The organism is Pseudomonas sp. LP_7_YM (assembly GCF_004364435.1).
Classification (GTDB): Bacteria; Pseudomonadota; Gammaproteobacteria; order Pseudomonadales; family Pseudomonadaceae; genus Aquipseudomonas.
Map to the genome: position 1 here is coordinate 1 of NZ_SOCT01000020.1, position 17,667 is coordinate 17,667.

General features: G+C 56.9%; 17 protein-coding genes and 1 pseudogene. 1 reads left to right on the forward strand and 17 read right to left on the reverse strand.

What is annotated here, in order from left to right:
* Positions 1-64: 64 nt before the first annotated feature.
* On the reverse strand, positions 65-256 hold the full coding sequence (locus tag EC915_RS23865) for a hypothetical protein (protein WP_256658822.1): 192 nt from the start codon (positions 254-256) through the stop codon (positions 65-67).
* Between the two features lie 148 nt (positions 257-404).
* On the opposite strand from EC915_RS23865, the pseudogene EC915_RS23870 reads away from it, so the two are divergent.
* Positions 405-1,258, forward strand: a pseudogene (locus EC915_RS23870) (IS5 family transposase).
* 321 nt (positions 1,259-1,579) lie between these two features.
* On the opposite strand, the gene glmS reads toward EC915_RS23870, so the two are convergent.
* From glmS to mnmG, 16 genes are all read right to left on the reverse strand, one after another.
* Entirely contained in the window at positions 1,580-3,415 is a 1,836-nt protein-coding gene (gene glmS / locus EC915_RS23875) for a glutamine--fructose-6-phosphate transaminase (isomerizing) (protein ID WP_133752941.1), read from the reverse strand.
* A gap of 9 nt (positions 3,416-3,424) precedes the next feature.
* Complete coding sequence (locus EC915_RS23880; RefSeq protein ID WP_133752942.1) at positions 3,425-4,192, reverse strand: DeoR/GlpR family DNA-binding transcription regulator; 768 nt, start codon at positions 4,190-4,192, stop codon at positions 3,425-3,427.
* 228 nt (positions 4,193-4,420) lie between these two features.
* On the reverse strand, positions 4,421-5,788 hold the full coding sequence (gene glmU / locus EC915_RS23885) for a bifunctional UDP-N-acetylglucosamine diphosphorylase/glucosamine-1-phosphate N-acetyltransferase GlmU (protein WP_133752943.1): 1,368 nt from the start codon (positions 5,786-5,788) through the stop codon (positions 4,421-4,423).
* A gap of 120 nt (positions 5,789-5,908) precedes the next feature.
* Positions 5,909-6,334: a F0F1 ATP synthase subunit epsilon gene (locus EC915_RS23890; protein WP_133752944.1), complete on the reverse strand. Its 426-nt coding sequence runs from the start codon at positions 6,332-6,334 to the stop codon at positions 5,909-5,911.
* A gap of 44 nt (positions 6,335-6,378) precedes the next feature.
* A complete protein-coding gene (gene atpD, locus EC915_RS23895; RefSeq protein WP_133752945.1) occupies positions 6,379-7,755 on the reverse strand; it encodes a F0F1 ATP synthase subunit beta in 1,377 nt (458 codons plus the stop codon).
* Positions 7,756-7,783: 28 nt separating this feature from the next.
* Entirely contained in the window at positions 7,784-8,644 is an 861-nt protein-coding gene (atpG, locus tag EC915_RS23900) for a F0F1 ATP synthase subunit gamma (RefSeq protein ID WP_133752946.1), read from the reverse strand.
* A gap of 50 nt (positions 8,645-8,694) precedes the next feature.
* On the reverse strand, positions 8,695-10,239 hold the full coding sequence (atpA, locus tag EC915_RS23905) for a F0F1 ATP synthase subunit alpha (protein ID WP_133752947.1): 1,545 nt from the start codon (positions 10,237-10,239) through the stop codon (positions 8,695-8,697).
* Positions 10,240-10,260: 21 nt separating this feature from the next.
* A complete protein-coding gene (locus tag EC915_RS23910) occupies positions 10,261-10,797 on the reverse strand; it encodes a F0F1 ATP synthase subunit delta (RefSeq protein WP_133752948.1) in 537 nt (178 codons plus the stop codon).
* A 12-nt stretch (positions 10,798-10,809) separates the two neighbouring features.
* Positions 10,810-11,280: a F0F1 ATP synthase subunit B gene (locus EC915_RS23915; RefSeq protein ID WP_133752949.1), complete on the reverse strand. Its 471-nt coding sequence runs from the start codon at positions 11,278-11,280 to the stop codon at positions 10,810-10,812.
* A gap of 57 nt (positions 11,281-11,337) precedes the next feature.
* The gene (atpE, locus tag EC915_RS23920) at positions 11,338-11,595 is read right to left on the reverse strand and encodes a F0F1 ATP synthase subunit C (RefSeq protein WP_002555987.1); all 258 of its coding nucleotides are present in this window, start codon (positions 11,593-11,595) and stop codon (positions 11,338-11,340) included.
* A gap of 137 nt (positions 11,596-11,732) precedes the next feature.
* Positions 11,733-12,602: a F0F1 ATP synthase subunit A gene (gene atpB / locus EC915_RS23925; protein WP_133752950.1), complete on the reverse strand. Its 870-nt coding sequence runs from the start codon at positions 12,600-12,602 to the stop codon at positions 11,733-11,735.
* A 16-nt stretch (positions 12,603-12,618) separates the two neighbouring features.
* Positions 12,619-13,026: a F0F1 ATP synthase subunit I gene (locus tag EC915_RS23930; RefSeq protein ID WP_133752951.1), complete on the reverse strand. Its 408-nt coding sequence runs from the start codon at positions 13,024-13,026 to the stop codon at positions 12,619-12,621.
* Positions 13,027-13,172: 146 nt separating this feature from the next.
* Complete coding sequence (locus EC915_RS23935) at positions 13,173-14,045, reverse strand: ParB/RepB/Spo0J family partition protein (protein ID WP_133752952.1); 873 nt, start codon at positions 14,043-14,045, stop codon at positions 13,173-13,175.
* A 9-nt stretch (positions 14,046-14,054) separates the two neighbouring features.
* Positions 14,055-14,852: a ParA family protein gene (locus tag EC915_RS23940; protein WP_133752953.1), complete on the reverse strand. Its 798-nt coding sequence runs from the start codon at positions 14,850-14,852 to the stop codon at positions 14,055-14,057.
* Between the two features lie 18 nt (positions 14,853-14,870).
* On the reverse strand, positions 14,871-15,506 hold the full coding sequence (gene rsmG, locus EC915_RS23945) for a 16S rRNA (guanine(527)-N(7))-methyltransferase RsmG (protein WP_177413433.1): 636 nt from the start codon (positions 15,504-15,506) through the stop codon (positions 14,871-14,873).
* Positions 15,507-15,511: 5 nt separating this feature from the next.
* A complete protein-coding gene (mnmG, locus tag EC915_RS23950) occupies positions 15,512-17,410 on the reverse strand; it encodes a tRNA uridine-5-carboxymethylaminomethyl(34) synthesis enzyme MnmG (RefSeq protein ID WP_133752967.1) in 1,899 nt (632 codons plus the stop codon).
* Between the last annotated feature and the right edge of the window lie 257 nt (positions 17,411-17,667).

Genomic DNA, 17,667 nt, shown 5'->3' on the forward strand with positions numbered 1-17,667 from the left:
GAGCAACAGGTTGGATAACGGGAGCCGTATGACGCGAGAGTGTCACGTACGGTTCTACGAGCGGCTACGGGGGCAGTTCCTGTGGCCGACTCACCTCACTGTCTTCAGGCAATTCGCTGAGGCGATACACCTGGGTATGGCAAAGGTCTTCGGCCCTTCGGGTCAGGCGGACCATTTCCTTGTACGGCTTTCTGCCCATGATCGTGAGCAGGAAGTCGTCCAGGTTTCCCTCAACGCGTAAATACGCGACTTGCATGAAGGGCACCGGGATAATGTCTGTTTCGTATGGCTGGCGCATCGCGCTGCTGGTCTTTTCCAGGGACGGCACTAGGGTTTGTCTGAAAAGTCGCTTTCGCTAGAATGATGCCCTCTGGTTGCCAGGAGAGCCGTCATGACAGGCCGTTATGACAGGCCGTTATGAAATTTCATCTGAGCGTTGGGCGATCATTGAAGCCATCGTTTCCCCTCCTCAACACATGGGGCGGCCAAGGCGCGATGATCGTCAGATGCTTGATGGAATCTTTTGGATTTTGTGTTCTGGCGCCAAATGGCGGGATCTTCCAGAACGTTTTGGGCCTTGGAAGACCGTTTACCAGCGCTTCAGGCAATGGCGTGACAACGGCACGTTCGAGCAGGTTCTGCGCCACCTTCATCTTCGTTTGCGAGAAGACGGGTTCATCGATCTGGATACCTGGATGGTCGATTCCACGTCAATCCGGGCCACCCGGGCTGCCAGCGGTGCTGGAAAAAAAGGGGCCCGCAGGAACCGCAACACCACTGTCTCGGCCGAAGCAGGGGCGGACTGACCACCAAAATACACCTCGCCTGCGACAGTCATGGCTTCCCGCTGACCATCATGCTGTCGCCCGTCGAGCAGGCTGATTCGCGCTACTTCATGCCGTTGCTGGATCAGATCAGCTTTCCTGGCAGCAGGGGTCGCCCGCGCAAGGGTTGCCGTTATGTGCTTGCCGACAAGTGTTATGACAGCCAGGTTATACGTCTGTACTGCGACCGCTACGGCATGTAGCCGGTGATTCCGCTGCGCAAGATGCATCGCAAGCCTCGACGCGGCCTGCCTCGGCTGTTTGATAGGCCTCAGTATAAAAAACGCAACGTTATTGAGCGGGTGTTCAGTTGGCTTAAGGAAAAACGTCGGATCTGTACGCGTTACGACAAACTGGCCAGCAACTTTAAAGCCATGGTCACACGGGCCTGCATTGAAAGGTGCTTGCGGGCTGACTTTTCAGACAAACCCTAGAACAAGGAATAGCCCTGTCTCAATATCAGATAATAGATAGTGAATCTTACCGGTAGTACTGCCAAAAGCTCGTGTCGATCGACCTGAGCTGGGTACATCTTGAATCGTCAACCAAGGCGAATAGTCAGGACCTTCGCCGCGACCTCTCCCCTCTTTGAGGAACCTATCGATTTTCGATTCGTCGATCTCGTATCTGCGACGCGCCATCACTCGCCCTCAAAGGATGCCGTGTCCTGAAGTGGTTTGACGTCCACACCTGGACGTCAGACCACGTACAAACTTTATTCCAAGCCGACACATAGCTCAATTTCAGTGGGCAACTTATTCCACAGTCACAGACTTCGCTAAGTTGCGCGGCTGGTCCACATCGGTTCCTTTGAGCACGGCCACGTAGTACGAAAGCAACTGCAGCGGAATGGTGTACAGGATTGGCGCCAATGCATCGACGATGTGCGGCATGGAGATGACGTGGGTGCCGACTCCGTTGTTCAGACCTGCCTGCTCGTCGGCGAAGACGATCAGTTCTCCACCGCGGGCACGGACTTCCTGAAGGTTGGATTTCAGTTTTTCCAGCAACTCGTTGTTCGGCGCCACAGTCACCACAGGCATGTCGCTGTCTACCAATGCCAGCGGGCCGTGTTTCAACTCTCCGGCCGGGTAGGCTTCGGCGTGGATATAGGAGATTTCCTTAAGCTTGAGCGCACCTTCCATGGCTACAGGGAATTGCGCGCCACGGCCGAGGAATAACGTGTGGTTCTTTTCGGCGAACAGCTCCGCGACTTTTTCCACCGTGCTGTCCATGGCCAGCGCTTCGCCCAGACGGGTTGGCAGGCGACGCAGTTCTTCGACCAGTTCAGCCTCGACGCCGGCCTCCAGCGTACCTTTGACCTGCCCCAGTGAGAGGGTCAGCAGCATCAGTGCCACTAGCTGAGTGGTAAATGCCTTGGTCGAAGCGACGCCGATTTCCGGACCGGCCTGGGTCAGCAGCGTTAGATCGGACTCACGGACCAGCGAGCTGATGCCGACGTTGCAGATCGCCAGACTGGCAAGAAAGCCCAGTTCCTTGGCATTGCGCAACGCAGCCAGCGTATCGGCGGTTTCACCGGATTGAGAGATCGAAACAAACAGAGTGTCCGGCTGGACAACGACCTTGCGGTAGCGGAACTCGCTGGCGACTTCGACCTGACACGGAATGCCCGCCAGCCCTTCGAGCCAGTAACGCGCGACCATACCTGCGTGATAACTGGTGCCACAGGCGACGATCTGCACATTGCGAACGTTGGCGAACAGTTCTGCAGCCTGAGGACCGAACGCCTGCACCAACACCTGCTCCTGACCGAGACGACCTTCCAGCGTGCGTTGCACGACCTTTGGTTGCTCATGAATTTCCTTGAGCATGAAGTGGCGGTACTCGCCCTTATCGGCTGCCTCAGCGCCTTCTCGGTGTTGAACCACCTCGCGCTCGACCGGCAAGCCGGCGGCGTTCCAGATCTGCACGCTGTCACGACGGATTTCGGCGATATCGCCTTCTTCCAGGTACATGAAGCGATCAGTTACCTGGCGCAGCGCCAACTGGTCGGACGCGAGAAAGTTTTCACCCAGCCCTAGTCCCACCACCAGCGGGCTGCCGCTGCGAGCCGCAACCAGACGATCGGGTTGTTTGGCGCTGATCACCGCAAGACCATAAGCACCGTGCAGTTCCTTGACTGTGGCTTTCAGGGCTGCTGCGAGGTCAGGGGTGTCTTGCAGCTTGTGGTGGAGCAGATGGACGATGACTTCGGTGTCCGTGTCCGAGGTGAACACATAGCCCAGGTCTTTCAGGCGCGCACGTAGTGGCTCATGGTTTTCGATGATGCCGTTGTGCACCACAGCCAGTTCGTCACTGGAGAAGTGCGGGTGGGCATTCTGTTCGACGGGCGCACCGTGGGTGGCCCAGCGGGTATGGGCAATGCCTAGGCGGCCTGCGAGCGGCTCGCCAGCCAACGATTGCTCAAGTTCATTGACCTTGCCGACGCGGCGGCGGCGCTCAAGCACACCGGCATTGCTGAACAGTGCGACACCTGCGCTATCGTAGCCGCGGTATTCCAGGCGCTTGAGACCCTCCAGCAGGATGGCAGTGACATTGCGTTCAGCGACGGCGCCGACGATTCCACACATGGTCTTCTCCTAGGAAACTGCGGCGCAGATCAACGTGACGCCGCGAGCCTGAATTTGTTCGCGAGCCTCTTGGGGCAAGCGATCATCGGTGATAAGGGTATGAATGCTGCTCCACGGCAGCTCCAGATTGGGGATCTTGCGACCGACCTTGTCGGCTTCGACCATCACGATTACTTCCCGGGCGACTTCAGCCATTACCCGGCTCAACCCCAGCAGCTCGTTGAAAGTCGTGGTACCACGCTGCAAATCGATGCCATCGGCACCGATGAACAGTTGATCGAAATCGTAGGAGCGCAACACCTGCTCGGCGACCTGGCCTTGAAAGGACTCTGAATGCGGGTCCCAGGTGCCACCGGTCATCAACAGCACCGGTTCGTGCTCCAGTGCACCCAAGGCGTTGGCGACGTGCAGTGAGTTGGTCATGACCACCAGACCGGGTTGCTGGCCAAGCTCCGGAATCATTGCCGCTGTTGTGCTGCCGCTGTCGATGATGATTCGCGCGTGTTCACGAATTCGGGAAACCGCTGCTCGGGCAATAGCCTGCTTAACGCGAGACACCGGCTGACCAGGCTCGCCGATCAGCTCTTGGGGCATGGGCACGGCACCGCCATAGCGGCGAAGTAACAGACCGTTGCTCTCCAATGCGGCCAAATCCTTACGAACCGTAACTTCGGACGTTGCAAAACGCTTGGCCAACGCGTCGACGCTCACCTCGCCCTGCTCATTAAGCAACGCGAGGATGTTATGGCGACGCTGTGGGGTGTTTCGTTTCGACATGGCGACCTTATGTTTCGATTCGAAAGATAACGGTCGCAATAGAAACCTATCGAAAGATATTCGTCAAGCGCAGGTTGCTTAATGCAAGGCAATAATCGTTATCCACAAGGGTCTGAGCCTCTGCGGACTGATCTTGCGCATGATGGGTGACCGCAGGCGGTGTCGCTCATCATAATAGTGCCTGCCCTTCACAGGCAGCGCACCGGTGTGTTTGGACTGTGGATAACTTCAGTATTTCTCGATTTTGACGGGACGCTTCCAGCCATCGATGTTTCGCTGACGCGCACGAGCAACAGCAAGTTGCTCAGCAGCTACATTTTGGTTGATGGTGGAGCCCGCAGCGGTCGTTGCGCCAGAGGAGATATCCACAGGCGCTACCAGCGAGTTGTTGGAGCCAATGAACACATCTTCTCCCATCACCGTTTTGTGCTTATTGGCTCCGTCGTAATTACAGGTAATCGTGCCTGCACCGATATTGGTACGAGCGCCGATCACCGCATCCCCCAAATAGCTGAGGTGACCAGCCTTGGCGCCCTCACCCAGTTCTGCGTTTTTCAGCTCGACAAAGTTACCTACATGGGCCTTGGGCCCCAACACACTGCCGGGACGCAAGCGAGCAAACGGGCCTGCATCAGCGCCCTCCCCTACAATTGCGCCTTCCAGATGACTGTTGGCCTTGATGATCGACCCTTTGCGCAGGGTCGTATTTTTGATCACGCAATTCGGACCGATGGAAACATCGTCCTCAATGACCACGCGGCCTTCGAGAATCACGTTGATATCGATCATGACGTCCCGGCCGACGGTTACCTCACCGCGTACGTCAAAACGTGCCGGGTCGCGCAACGTCACGCCGAGGGCCATCAGGCGGTGAGCTTCGCGTAGCTGATAGTGACGTTCCAGCTCGGCGAGTTGTTTACGATCGTTGGCGCCCTGCACTTCCATGGCGTCCAGGGGTTGCGCGGTGGCCACGGTCAGGCCGTCGCTCACCGCCATCGCAATCACGTCGGTCAGGTAATACTCGCCTTGGGCGTTGTTGTTCGAGAGTCGACTCAGCCAGTCACCCAAGCGCTTTCCGGGCACTGCCAGAATGCCGGTGTTACCTTCCTTAATAGCTTTCTGTGCCTCATTGGCGTCCTTGTGCTCAACAATCGCGCTGACGCGGTTGTTGGCGTCTCGCACGATACGGCCATAGCCGGTCGGGTCGTCAAGGTCGACTGTCAGCAAGCCCAGCTGTTGATCGTTGACCAGGGTCAGCAGGCGCTGCAATGTCTGGACTTCAATCAGTGGCACGTCCCCATAAAGGATCAGTACCGTGTCTGCGCTCAACTCTGGCACCGCTTGGGCAACTGCGTGCCCCGTGCCCAGCTGTTTGTCTTGCAGCACAAAGTTGAGGTCATCCGCGGCCAGGCGCTCACGGACCATATCAGCCCCGTGACCGATCACCACTTGAATGCTCTGCGGCGAGAGTTCACGTGCGCGGTGGATAACATGGCCAAGCATGGAGTTGCCCGCAACCGGGTGCAGGACCTTGGGCAAGGCAGAACGCATACGAGTGCCCTGGCCGGCGGCAAGGATGACGATATCAAGGGACATGAAGGATTCCAGGCAAGCTAGCCGCAGCCAAGGCCGGGCTGAAGGTTCAGGAATGGGCAAAAAAGAAAAAGGGTAGCCGAGGCTACCCTTTTACTCAATTGCGCATGGGAGTCGTCGACCTTAGCCGCCGAACTTCTTGCGAATTTGCTGAACGGTGCGCAGCTGAGCTGTAGCCTCCGCCAGACGTGCAGCCGCAGATCCGTAATCGAAGTCTGCGCCTTTCTCATTCAGAGCGCGCTCGGCAGCCTTGACGGCTTCCTGAGCAGAGGCTTCATCCAGGTCAGCAGCGCGTTGCACAGTATCGGCAAGCACTTTGACCATGTTCGGTTGAACCTCAAGGAAACCGCCGGAGATGTAATACACCTCAGCGTCTCCACCCTGCTTGATCAGACGGATCGGACCCGGCTTCAAATCAGTGATCAGCGGCGCGTGACCTGGAGCAATACCGATATCACCCAGGTTACCGTGTGCAATCACCATCTCGACCAGACCGGAGAAAATCTCTCCTTCCGCGCTGACGATATCGCAATGGACTGTCATAGCCATTTGCTTGCCTCAACCTGATTAGCGCCCGTTACCGGGCGCCTGGATTACAGTTTCTTGGCTTTCTCGATTGCTTCTTCGATGCCGCCGACCATGTAGAACGCTTGTTCTGGCAGGTGGTCGTAGTCACCGGCGAGGATGCCTTTGAAGCCAGCAATGGTGTCTTTCAGGGAAACGTATTTACCCGAAGCACCGGTGAAGACTTCAGCTACGAAGAACGGCTGCGACAGGAAGCGCTGAATCTTACGAGCGCGGGATACCAACTGCTTGTCGGTTTCCGACAGCTCGTCCATACCCAGGATCGCGATGATGTCTTTCAGCTCTTTGTAGCGCTGCAGGACGTACTGAACGCCGCGAGCGGTGTCGTAGTGGTCCTGACCGATAACGTTCGGGTCCAGCTGGCGCGAAGTCGAGTCAAGTGGGTCAACCGCAGGGTAGATACCCAGGGATGCGATGTCACGGGACAGAACGACGGTGGCATCCAAGTGGGCGAAGGTGGTCGCTGGCGACGGGTCGGTCAAGTCGTCCGCTGGTACGTAGACCGCCTGGATCGAGGTGATCGAACCTTCTTTGGTCGATGTGATGCGCTCTTGCAGCACGCCCATCTCTTCGGCCAGAGTCGGCTGGTAACCTACTGCAGAAGGCATACGGCCAAGCAGTGCAGATACTTCGGTACCGGCCAGGGTGTAACGGTAGATGTTGTCGACGAACAGCAGAACGTCGTTACCTTCGTCACGGAACTTCTCGGCCATGGTCAGGCCGGTCAGAGCAACGCGCAGCCGGTTTCCCGGCGGCTCGTTCATCTGGCCGTATACCAGTGCCACTTTGTCCAGAACGTTGGAGTCCTTCATCTCGTGGTAGAAGTCGTTACCCTCACGAGTACGCTCACCCACACCGGCAAACACGGAATAACCGCTGTGTTCGATGGCGATGTTCCGGATCAGCTCCATCATGTTTACGGTCTTGCCGACACCGGCACCACCGAACAGACCGACTTTGCCGCCTTTGGCAAACGGGCAAACCAGGTCGATGACCTTGATGCCAGTTTCCAGCAGGTCGTTGCCGCCTGCCTGGTCAGCAAACGAAGGCGCAGCACGGTGAATGCCCCAGCGCTCTTCGGTTTCGATCGGACCCGCTTCATCGATCGGGTTGCCTAGGACGTCCATGATCCGGCCCAGAGTCGCTTTACCGACCGGTACGGAAATGGCCGCGCCGCTGTCGATGACGTCCAGACCGCGCTTCAAGCCTTCGGTAGAGCCCATCGCAATGGTACGAACTACGCCGTCACCCAGCTGTTGCTGGACTTCCAGGGTAGTTTCCGCGCCTTGTACTTTTAGCGCGTTGTAGATGCTCGGTACGCTGTCGCGTGGAAATTCCACGTCGATCACGGCGCCGATGATTTGAACGATACGTCCGCTACTCATTAGCTGGATCCTCTGAATATTTGAACCGTTAAACCGCGGCAGCGCCGCCAACGATTTCCGAGATCTCTTGGGTGATCGCTGCCTGACGCGCCTTGTTGTAGATCAGCTGCAAATCGCTGATCAGGTCACCGGCGTTGTCAGTGGCGTTCTTCATCGCGATCATCCGCGCGGCTTGTTCAGCTGCGTTGTTCTCGACCACCGCCTGGTAGACCTGCGACTCCACGTAACGGACCATCAAGCCGTCCAGCAGCTCCTTGGCGTCGGGTTCGTACAGGTAATCCCAGTGGTGCTTGAGTTCTTGATCCTGGGTGGCGACCAACGGAATCAACTGCTCGACCGTTGGTTGCTGAGTCATGGTGTTGATGAACTTGTTGGATACCACTGACAGGCGGTCAATACGGCCCTCCAGGTAGGCATCCAGCATCACCTTGACGCTGCCGATCAAATCGTTGATCGACGGCTCTTCGCCCAAGTGGCTGATCGCAGCGACGACGTTACCGCCGAAGTTGCGGAAAAACGCCGCACCTTTGCTGCCGACCACACACAGATCGATCTCTACGCCGTTTTCACGGTTCTTCGCCATGTCCTTGACCAAAGCCTTGAACAGGTTGGTATTCAAGCCACCGCACAGACCACGGTCACTGCTTACCACGATATAACCGACGCGCTTGACTTGGCGGTCGATCATGAACGGGTGGCGGTATTCCGGGTTAGCGTTGGCAAGATGACCAATTACCTGGCGGATGCGCTCCGCGTAGGGACGGCTAGCAGCCATGCGCATTTGAGCCTTGCGCATTTTGCTGACCGCCACTTTTTCCATGGCGCTGGTGATCTTTTGCGTGCTTTTGATGCTCGCAATCTTGCTGCGAATCTCTTTTGCGCCTGCCATGTAACACCTATCAGGTTAGCAAGCGGGAGCCTCGCGACTCCCGCTGCGGCTTACCAGGTTTGGGTGGCCTTGAACTTCTCGATACCGGCTTTAAGGCCAGAATCGATTTCGTCATTGAAGTCACCCTTCACGTTGATCCTTGCCATCAAATCGGCATGATCGCGGTTGAAGTAAGCAATCAGCGCTTGTTCGAAGCTGCCGACTTTGGTGATTTCAACGTCGGTCAGGAACCCACGCTCAGCGGCATACAGCGACAGCGACATGTCAGCGATCGACATTGGCGCATATTGCTTCTGCTTCATCAGCTCGGTAACGCGCTGACCATGCTCAAGTTGCTTACGGGTCGCTTCGTCCAGGTCAGAAGCAAACTGGGCGAATGCTGCCAGTTCACGATACTGAGCCAGAGCGGTACGGATGCCACCGGACAGCTTCTTGATGATCTTGGTCTGAGCGGCACCACCCACACGGGATACCGAAACACCGGCGTTCACTGCCGGGCGGATGCCGGAGTTGAACATGGCCGATTCCAGAAAGATCTGACCGTCGGTGATGGAAATCACGTTGGTCGGAACGAACGCGGAAACGTCGCCAGCCTGGGTTTCAATGATCGGCAATGCGGTCAGCGAGCCGGTTTTGCCGGTCACTGCGCCATTGGTGAACTTCTCTACGTACTCTTCCGAAACGCGGGATGCACGTTCCAGCAGACGGGAGTGGAGATAGAACACGTCGCCTGGGTAAGCTTCACGTCCTGGTGGACGACGCAGCAGCAGGGAGATCTGGCGATAAGCCACAGCCTGCTTGGATAGATCGTCATAAACGATCAGCGCGTCTTCACCACGGTCGCGGAAGTATTCGCCCATGGTGCAACCGGCATACGGCGCCAGGAATTGCAGCGCAGGAGATTCGGAAGCACTGGCAGCCACGATGATGGTGTTGGCCAGGGCACCATTTTCTTCCAGCTTGCGAACAACGTTGGCAATGGTCGATTGCTTCTGACCAATGGCTACGTACACGCAGAAAATGCCGCTGTCTTTCTGGTTGATGATCGCGTCGATTGCCAGCGCGGTCTTACCTATCTGACGGTCGCCGATGATCAGCTCACGCTGGCCACGACCAACGGGGATCATGGCATCGACAGCCTTGTAGCCAGTCTGTACAGGCTGGTCTACCGACTTACGCCAGATAACACCCGGAGCAACTTTCTCGACCGCGTCGGTCTCGGTGTTGTTCAGGGGGCCCTTGCCGTCGACCGGGTTACCCAGTGCGTCGACAACGCGACCCAGCAGTTCCTTACCAACCGGAACTTCCAGGATGCGGCCGGTGCACTTGGCACTCATGCCTTCGGCCAGCGAGGTGTATGCGCCCAGTACCACCGCACCTACGGAGTCTTGCTCCAGGTTCAGTGCCATACCATAGACGCCGCCCGGGAACTCGATCATTTCGCCGTACATAGCGTCGGCCAGACCGTGAATCCGCACGATACCGTCAGACACGCTGACGACAGTGCCTTCGTTGCGGGCTTGGGAGGCTACATCGAGCTTGTCGATGCGGCCCTTGATGATTTCACTTATTTCGGAAGGATTGAGTTGCTGCATTGCTCTGCTGCCCCTTCAAACTCAAGATTTCAATGCTTCGGCTAGTTGCGCGAGTTTGCCGCGAACTGAGCCATCGATAACCAGGTCGCCGGCGCGGATAATGACACCACCTATCAGGGCAGCATCCTCCGCAGCATGCAGGCGCACTTCCCGACCGAGCCGTGCACTGAGAACCTTGGCGAGTTTGTCTTGCTGTTCTTGGTTCAATGCAAAAGCACTGGTGACATCCACATCTACCGATTTTTCCTGTTCAGCCTTGTACAGCTCAAACAGTTCGGAGATCTCCGGTAGAAGCCGGAGACGGTCGTTTTCAGCAACGACGTGGATGAAATTCTGTGCCTTGGCATCGAACTTGTCGCCGCACACTTCAATAAAAGTGGCGGCCTTGTCTGCGCTCGTCAGTCGCGGGGCCTTGAGCATGCGCTGCACTGTGTCGTCTTGCGACACTGCAGCAGCCAGGCCGAGCATGGCTGACCAATTGGCCAGCTGCTGGTGGGCCTGGGCATGCTCGAAGGCTGCCTTAGCGTAAGGTCGGGCCAACGTGGTCAATTCTGCCATGATCGCCCTCGCTTAAATTTCTGCAGCCAGTTTGTTAACCAGCTCCGCGTGCGCGTTTTGATCGATTGTGGCACCCAGGATCTTCTCTGCGCCATTGACTGCCAGGCTGCCCAACTGGGCGCGCAGCGCGTCTTTGACACCGTTCAGTTCCTGCTCGATCTCGGCCTGAGCCTGAGCCTTGATACGGTCAGCATCGACACGAGCCTGTTCACGGGCTTCGTCGACGATCTGAGTACCGCGTTTCTTGGCTTGCTCAATGATCTCAGCTGCCTGAGCCTTTGCTTCGCGCAGTTGCTGACCCACTTTATCTTGGGCCAGCTCCAGGTCGCGAGCTGCTCGGGTGGCAGCGTCAAGTCCATCCGCGATCTTCTTCTGACGTTCGTGCAAAGCCGCGATGACCGGAGGCCACACGAACTTCATGCAGAACAGCACAAAAATGAAGAACGCAACGGACTGGCCAATCAGGGTTGCATTAATGTTCACGCCAACACCTCGCTCGTTCGTTGTCCATCACACCAATCAACTCGAAAATTCGAGCGATTAGCCAGCGAGTTGACCAACGAAGGGGTTCGCAAAAGTGAAGAACAGAGCGATACCAACACCGATCATGGTTACGGCGTCGAGCAGACCAGCCACGATGAACATTTTGACTTGCAGCATTGGAACCATTTCCGGTTGACGCGCAGCGCCTTCCAGGAATTTACCGCCCAGCAGGCCGAAACCGATTGCGGTACCCAGTGCGCCCAGGCCGATCAGCAGTGCAACAGCGATAGCAGTTAGACCAACTACAGTTTCCATCTTTCCTCCCGACTTTTACGTCGTATTGGTTAGGTTTTTTTAGATTAAAGCGGTAAAGCAAAATCGTTTCTCACATCAAGCCCTCGCGGGCGCCCCCTCACCGCAATGAGGGGATCATCAGACTCGCCAGGCGGGTCTTAATGGTTATCTTCGTGAGCCATCGACAGATAGACGATGGTCAGCATCATGAAGATGAACGCTTGCAGGGTGATGATCAGGATGTGGAATACAGCCCACGCCCATTGCAGAACCACGCCCAAGCCACTCAGCCAGAGCAGGCCACTGCCAAACATGACCGCGATCAGGATGAACACCAGCTCGCCGGCGTACATGTTGCCGAACAGACGCAGAGCCAGAGAAACCGGTTTGGCGATCAGAGTCACGAATTCAAGCAGGAAGTTCACAGGAATCAACAGCGCCTGCACGAATACGTTCTTGCTGCCGAACGGATGCAGGGTCAGTTCACCAATGAAGCCGCCAATGCCCTTGACCTTGATGCTGTAGAAAATGATCAAAGCGAAGACCGACAACGCCATACCGATGGTCGCGTTAGGGTCGGTAGTCGACACTGCGCGGAACGGAATGTGGTGGTCACCGGAAATCCATACGGCTACCTGAGGGATCCAGTCGACGGGCACCAGGTCGACCGCGTTCATTAGGAATACCCAGACGAAAATGGTCAGAGCCAGTGGAGCGATGACCGCGCTGCGACCATGGAAACTGTCTTTAACGCTGCCATCGACGAATTCGATCAGCACTTCAACGAAGTTCTGCAGCGCACCGGGTTGACCGGAGGTCGCCTTTTTGGCGGCCAGACGGAAAATCAGGACGAAGATCAGACCCAGAGCCACCGACCAGCCGAGAGTATCGAGGTGGAAAGCCCAAAAGCCCATTTCTTTTGCTTCGGCAGCAGAATGCGCGAAGCCCCAAGTGCCGTCAGGCAAATGACCGAAGGTCAAGTTCTGCAAGTGGTGCTGGATATAGCCCGAAGCTGTTTGCTCTGCCATGGTTGCCTCAAACGCCCTAAGGTCTCGAAAGTCTTGTTCTCATTAGCAGGGGAGCGAACCAGCTGACCGACTGGGTCAGCATGAACACGCCGAAGACCGCCAGCGGGGCCAGCGGCTTCACACCTGCAAAGGTCAGTGCAAACAGCACTGCCGTAAAAATCAGTTTGCCTGCCTCGCCGGCGTAGAACGACCTAACGATAGCTTGCGCTGCACGGGCACCGGAATACCGGAAAGCCTTATGGGCAAAATACACATTGGGCAGCCACGCTATCAGGCCTCCGCAAAACCCTGAATACCCGGCTACGACTCCATGCCACTGCCAAAGCGTCACCGCTGCCAATAGCAGGACAATCAGTTGAGCCAGCAATACCGGGAAAACAGCCAGGCGATGGAATGGCAAGCGGTTTGGCGTGCGTGTCTCCATCACATGGGCTCCTCGTATGCCAGCCGCCAAAATCAATAACTTGGCATAATTTGTGCCGACAAAATGCGCGCAGAGTATAGGGGCGGTTCAGCCCCTATTCAACTGCCGGGTAGTGATTTCCGACTACGCGCTACGCATCATTTGTTTCAGCGGATGTGAGCCAGGACACCCTGCAACTCGTCCAGCGAGTTATAGCGGATCACCAGCTGGCCTTTTCCTTTCTGACCATGGCGAATCTGCACCGCAGAGCCCAGGCGCTCGGCCAGACGCTGTTCAAGGCGGCTGATATCGGGGTCGGCTTTGACGGGCTCCACCGGGTCCTGTTTGCCACTCAACCACTGGCGTACCAGTGCCTCGGTCTGGCGCACGGTGAGCCCACGTGCGACAACATGTCGCGCCCCTTCCACCTGTCGTTCTTCCGGCAGGCCAAGCAATGCGCGGGCATGACCCATTTCCAGGTCGCCGTGCGAAAGCATGGTCTTGATGGCTTCAGGCAAAGAGATCAGCCGCAGCAGGTTGGCTACGCTGACGCGAGACTTACCCACAGCCTCGGCGACCTGTTGCTGGGTCAACTGAAATTCCTGCTGCAAACGTTGCAGCGCGATGGCCTCTTCAATCGGGTTAAGGTCTTCTCGCTGGATATTCTCAATGAGTGCCATCGCGATGGCAGCCTCGTCCGGCACGTCGCGCACCATCGCAGGGATGGTTTCGATGCCAGCCTGCTGGCTGGCGCGCCAGCGACGCTCCCCGGCAATGATTTCGAACCGGTTGTCGGCAATCGGGCGTACCACGATCGGCTGCATGACGCCTTGCGCCTTGATCGAATTGGCCAGCTCTTCCAGCGCCTGCGGGTCCATGTCTCTGCGCGGCTGATACTTGCCACGCTGGATCAGATCCAGCGGTATGTGCTGCAGCTCGCGCTGGTCAGCCTTGACGGCCTGCTCTTCCAGCGCACTGACGGTGGGACTGCTCAGAAGTGCGTCCAGCCCACGTCCGAGTCCTCGTTTCTTGACGGCCATGGGATTTCCTTAAGTGGGCTGGGCGGCTGCGCGTGAGGGGCCGCGACGTTGGCGACGCACCATCTCGCCAGCCAGAGCCAGGTACGCCAATGCGCCGCGCGAAGACTTGTCATAAGCGAGGGCTGGCATGCCGAAGCTCGGGGCTTCGGCAAGGCGGATGTTGCGCGGGATCACGGTGTCGTACAGCTGATCGCCAAAGTGTTCCTTGAGCTGCGCGGAGACATCATTGATCAGGCTCAACCGCGGGTCATACATGGTCCGTAACAGGCCTTCGATCTTGAGCTGAGGATTGAGCAACTCGGCGATGCGCTTGATGTTATCCACAAGGTCGCTCAAGCCCTCCAGCGCGAAATACTCGCACTGCATCGGAATGATCACGCCATCGGCGGCAACCAGTGCATTGAGCGTCAGCATCGACAGCGAAGGTGGGCAGTCGATGAGAATGTAGTCGTAGTTGTCGCGAATCGACGCCAGCGCGGTGCGCAAGCGCGACTCTTTCATCTCCATTTCCAGCAACACGACCTCAGCGGCGGTCAGATCGCGGTTGGCAGGCAGAAGTTGATAGCCGCCATGTTCGGAAAAGTGCATGGCCTGGTTAAGGTCACATTCACCAATCAGCAAATCGTAGACCGAGTGCTCCAACGCGTGCTTATCCACACCGCTGCCCATGGTGGCGTTGCCTTGAGGATCGAGGTCGATCAACAACACCCGACGCTTGGTTGCGACCAGCGAAGCTGCGAGGTTGATGCAGGTGGTGGTTTTGCCCACCCCCCCTTTTTGGTTCGCTATCGCGAATACCTTAGCCATTCTTGCGTGTGTTCCCTGTCATGCCGTGCGGCGCAGTATCAGCAGATGCCGTTGACCTTGGCAACCGGGTACGGCCAAGGCTTGTGCGCTTTCCAGATGAAAATCTGCAGGCAATGCTACCAGTTCGTCCACAGGATGCAGACCTTTCATCGCCAGCCAGCGCGTTTCGCTGTTGCCCATGTGGCGAGTCCACTGGGTGAAGTCTTCAAGACTGCTGAATGCGCGCGAAATGATCCCGGTGAACGGCACATCTGGCGTGAATGCTTCTGCACGGCTGTGGATAACTTCCAGATTATCGAGCTTCAGCTCAAGTTTTACTTGGGTCAGAAACCGGGTTTTCTTGCCGTTGCTGTCCAGAACCGTGACGTTCATGTCTGGAAAAAGAATCGCCAGCGGAATGCCGGGCATACCGCCGCCACTGCCTACGTCCAACTGGCGATCGCCCTCGATGAAAGAGATAACGCTAAGGCTATCGAGCAGGTGCCGGGAAACCATTTCATCAGGATCGCGAACAGCGGTCAGGTTGTAGGCCTTGTTCCATTTGATGAGCAAAGCCAGATAGCCCAGCAACCGGCTGTGTTGGGCTTCAGTCAAATCGACGCCCAATTCCCGGGCGCCCAGAGTCAATTCTTCTGCATGCTGCGGGGTGACCATAGAACTCAAGCGCTTTGCTCCAACTGACGGCCCGCGCCGCGTTTTTTCAAGTGAATCATCAACAGCGAAATGGCAGCTGGGGTAACCCCTGGAATCCGCGAAGCCTGTCCAAGCGTCTCTGGCCGAGTGACCCCCAGCTTGCTCTGGATCTCTTTCGACAACCCGCAGATCCCGGTGTAATCAATATCCGGCGGCAGTTTAGTGTCTTCACTGGCGCGCAAGCGGGCGATTTCATCCTGCTGGCGGTCAATGTAACCGGCGTATTTGGTTTTGATCTCAACCTGCTCGGAGACCTGTGGATCACTCGACCCGTTACCGGTCAACGCGACAAGGCTCGCGTAGTCCACTTCCGGACGGCTCAGCAGGTTGAGCAGATTATATTCATGAGTCAGCGGTGTACCGAAATGTGCAGAAACAGCGTCGCCCTGTTCGGTGCCCGGACGAATCCAGGTTGATTTCAGCCGCTGTTCTTCCAGCTCGATGCCTTCGCGTTTGGCGCTAAAAGCTGCCCAACGCGCATCGTCGACCAAGCCCAGTTCGCGACCTTTTTCGGTCAAGCGCAGGTCAGCGTTATCCTCGCGCAGGATCAAACGATATTCGGCGCGGGAAGTGAACATGCGGTACGGCTCCTGGGTGCCCAGGGTAATCAAGTCATCCACAAGCACACCGATGTACGCCTCATCACGGCGAGGACACCAGCTTTCCCTGCCTTGCGCACGCAGTGCAGCATTGGCACCCGCGAGCAGACCTTGCGCGCCAGCTTCTTCGTAACCGGTGGTGCCGTTGATTTGTCCGGCAAAGAACAGTCCGCCGATGACCTTGGTTTCCAGGCTGTACTTCAGATCGCGAGGATCGAAGTAGTCATATTCGATGGCGTATCCAGGACGGACGATATGAGCGTTTTCCATTCCACGAATCGAACGCACGATCTGCAACTGCACGTCGAATGGCAGTGAAGTCGAAATACCGTTCGGATACAGCTCGTGCGTGGTCAACCCTTCCGGCTCGATAAAGACCTGGTGACTCTCCTTGTCCGCAAAACGATGAATCTTGTCTTCGATCGACGGGCAATAACGCGGGCCCACCCCTTCAATCTCGCCGGCAGCGGAATACATCGGCGATCGGTCCAGGTTCGCGGCGATGATTTCGTGGGTGCGCGCGTTAGTGTGAGTAATCCAGCAGCTCACCTGACGCGGATGCTGTTCTTTCGAACCCAGGAACGACATGACTGGAATCGGCGTGTCTCCCGGCTGCTCGGTCATCAGAGAAAAATCTACCGAACGGCCATCGATGCGCGGCGGCGTGCCTGTTTTCAGGCGGCCAACCCGCAGAGGCAACTCACGCAGGCGACGAGCCAGCGCAATGGAAGGCGGATCGCCCGCGCGCCCACCGGAATAGTTCTGTAGGCCGATGTGGATAAGTCCACCCAGGAAGGTGCCCGTGGTCAGTACCACCGAATCTGCCATGAAACGCAGACCCATCTGAGTAACAACACCGCGAACCTGATCCTGCTCGACGATCAGATCATCGCAGGACTGCTGAAATATCCACAGGTTCGGCTGGTTCTCTATGATTTCGCGAATAGCCGCTTTATACAAAATGCGGTCAGCCTGGGCGCGAGTTGCACGTACTGCCGGGCCTTTACGGCTGTTCAGTACGCGAAATTGGATGCCCCCCAGATCGCTGGCCATGGCCATGGCACCTCCGAGGGCATCGATCTCTTTGACCAGATGACTCTTGCCTATGCCCCCAATCGCAGGGTTACAGCTCATTTGACCGAGGGTTTCCACGTTATGCGTGAGCAGCAGGGTTTTAGCACCCATGCGTGCAGACGCCAGTGCTGCCTCGGTACCGGCGTGACCGCCGCCGATAACGATCACTTCAAAACGGGAAGGGAAATCCACCATGCACCTCGTGCCTGTTAATGGGGGGGTATAGGAAATTGGCGGCAAGTATAGGGACTTCCCCCCCTTGAAAGGAACCTTTTGCGCAAAATTTAACCAGCTGTGCATAAAGGGCGGTTATAGAAATTAAAAAGAAAGAAATTTATAAGATCTTTGTTTTTATGTTTATTTTTATAGGGCGTGCTTTCTGTGGATAGATCCTCGAAAGCCTTTATCCGCGTGATGTATAGAGTTTCAAAACTCTGTGATCATGTAGG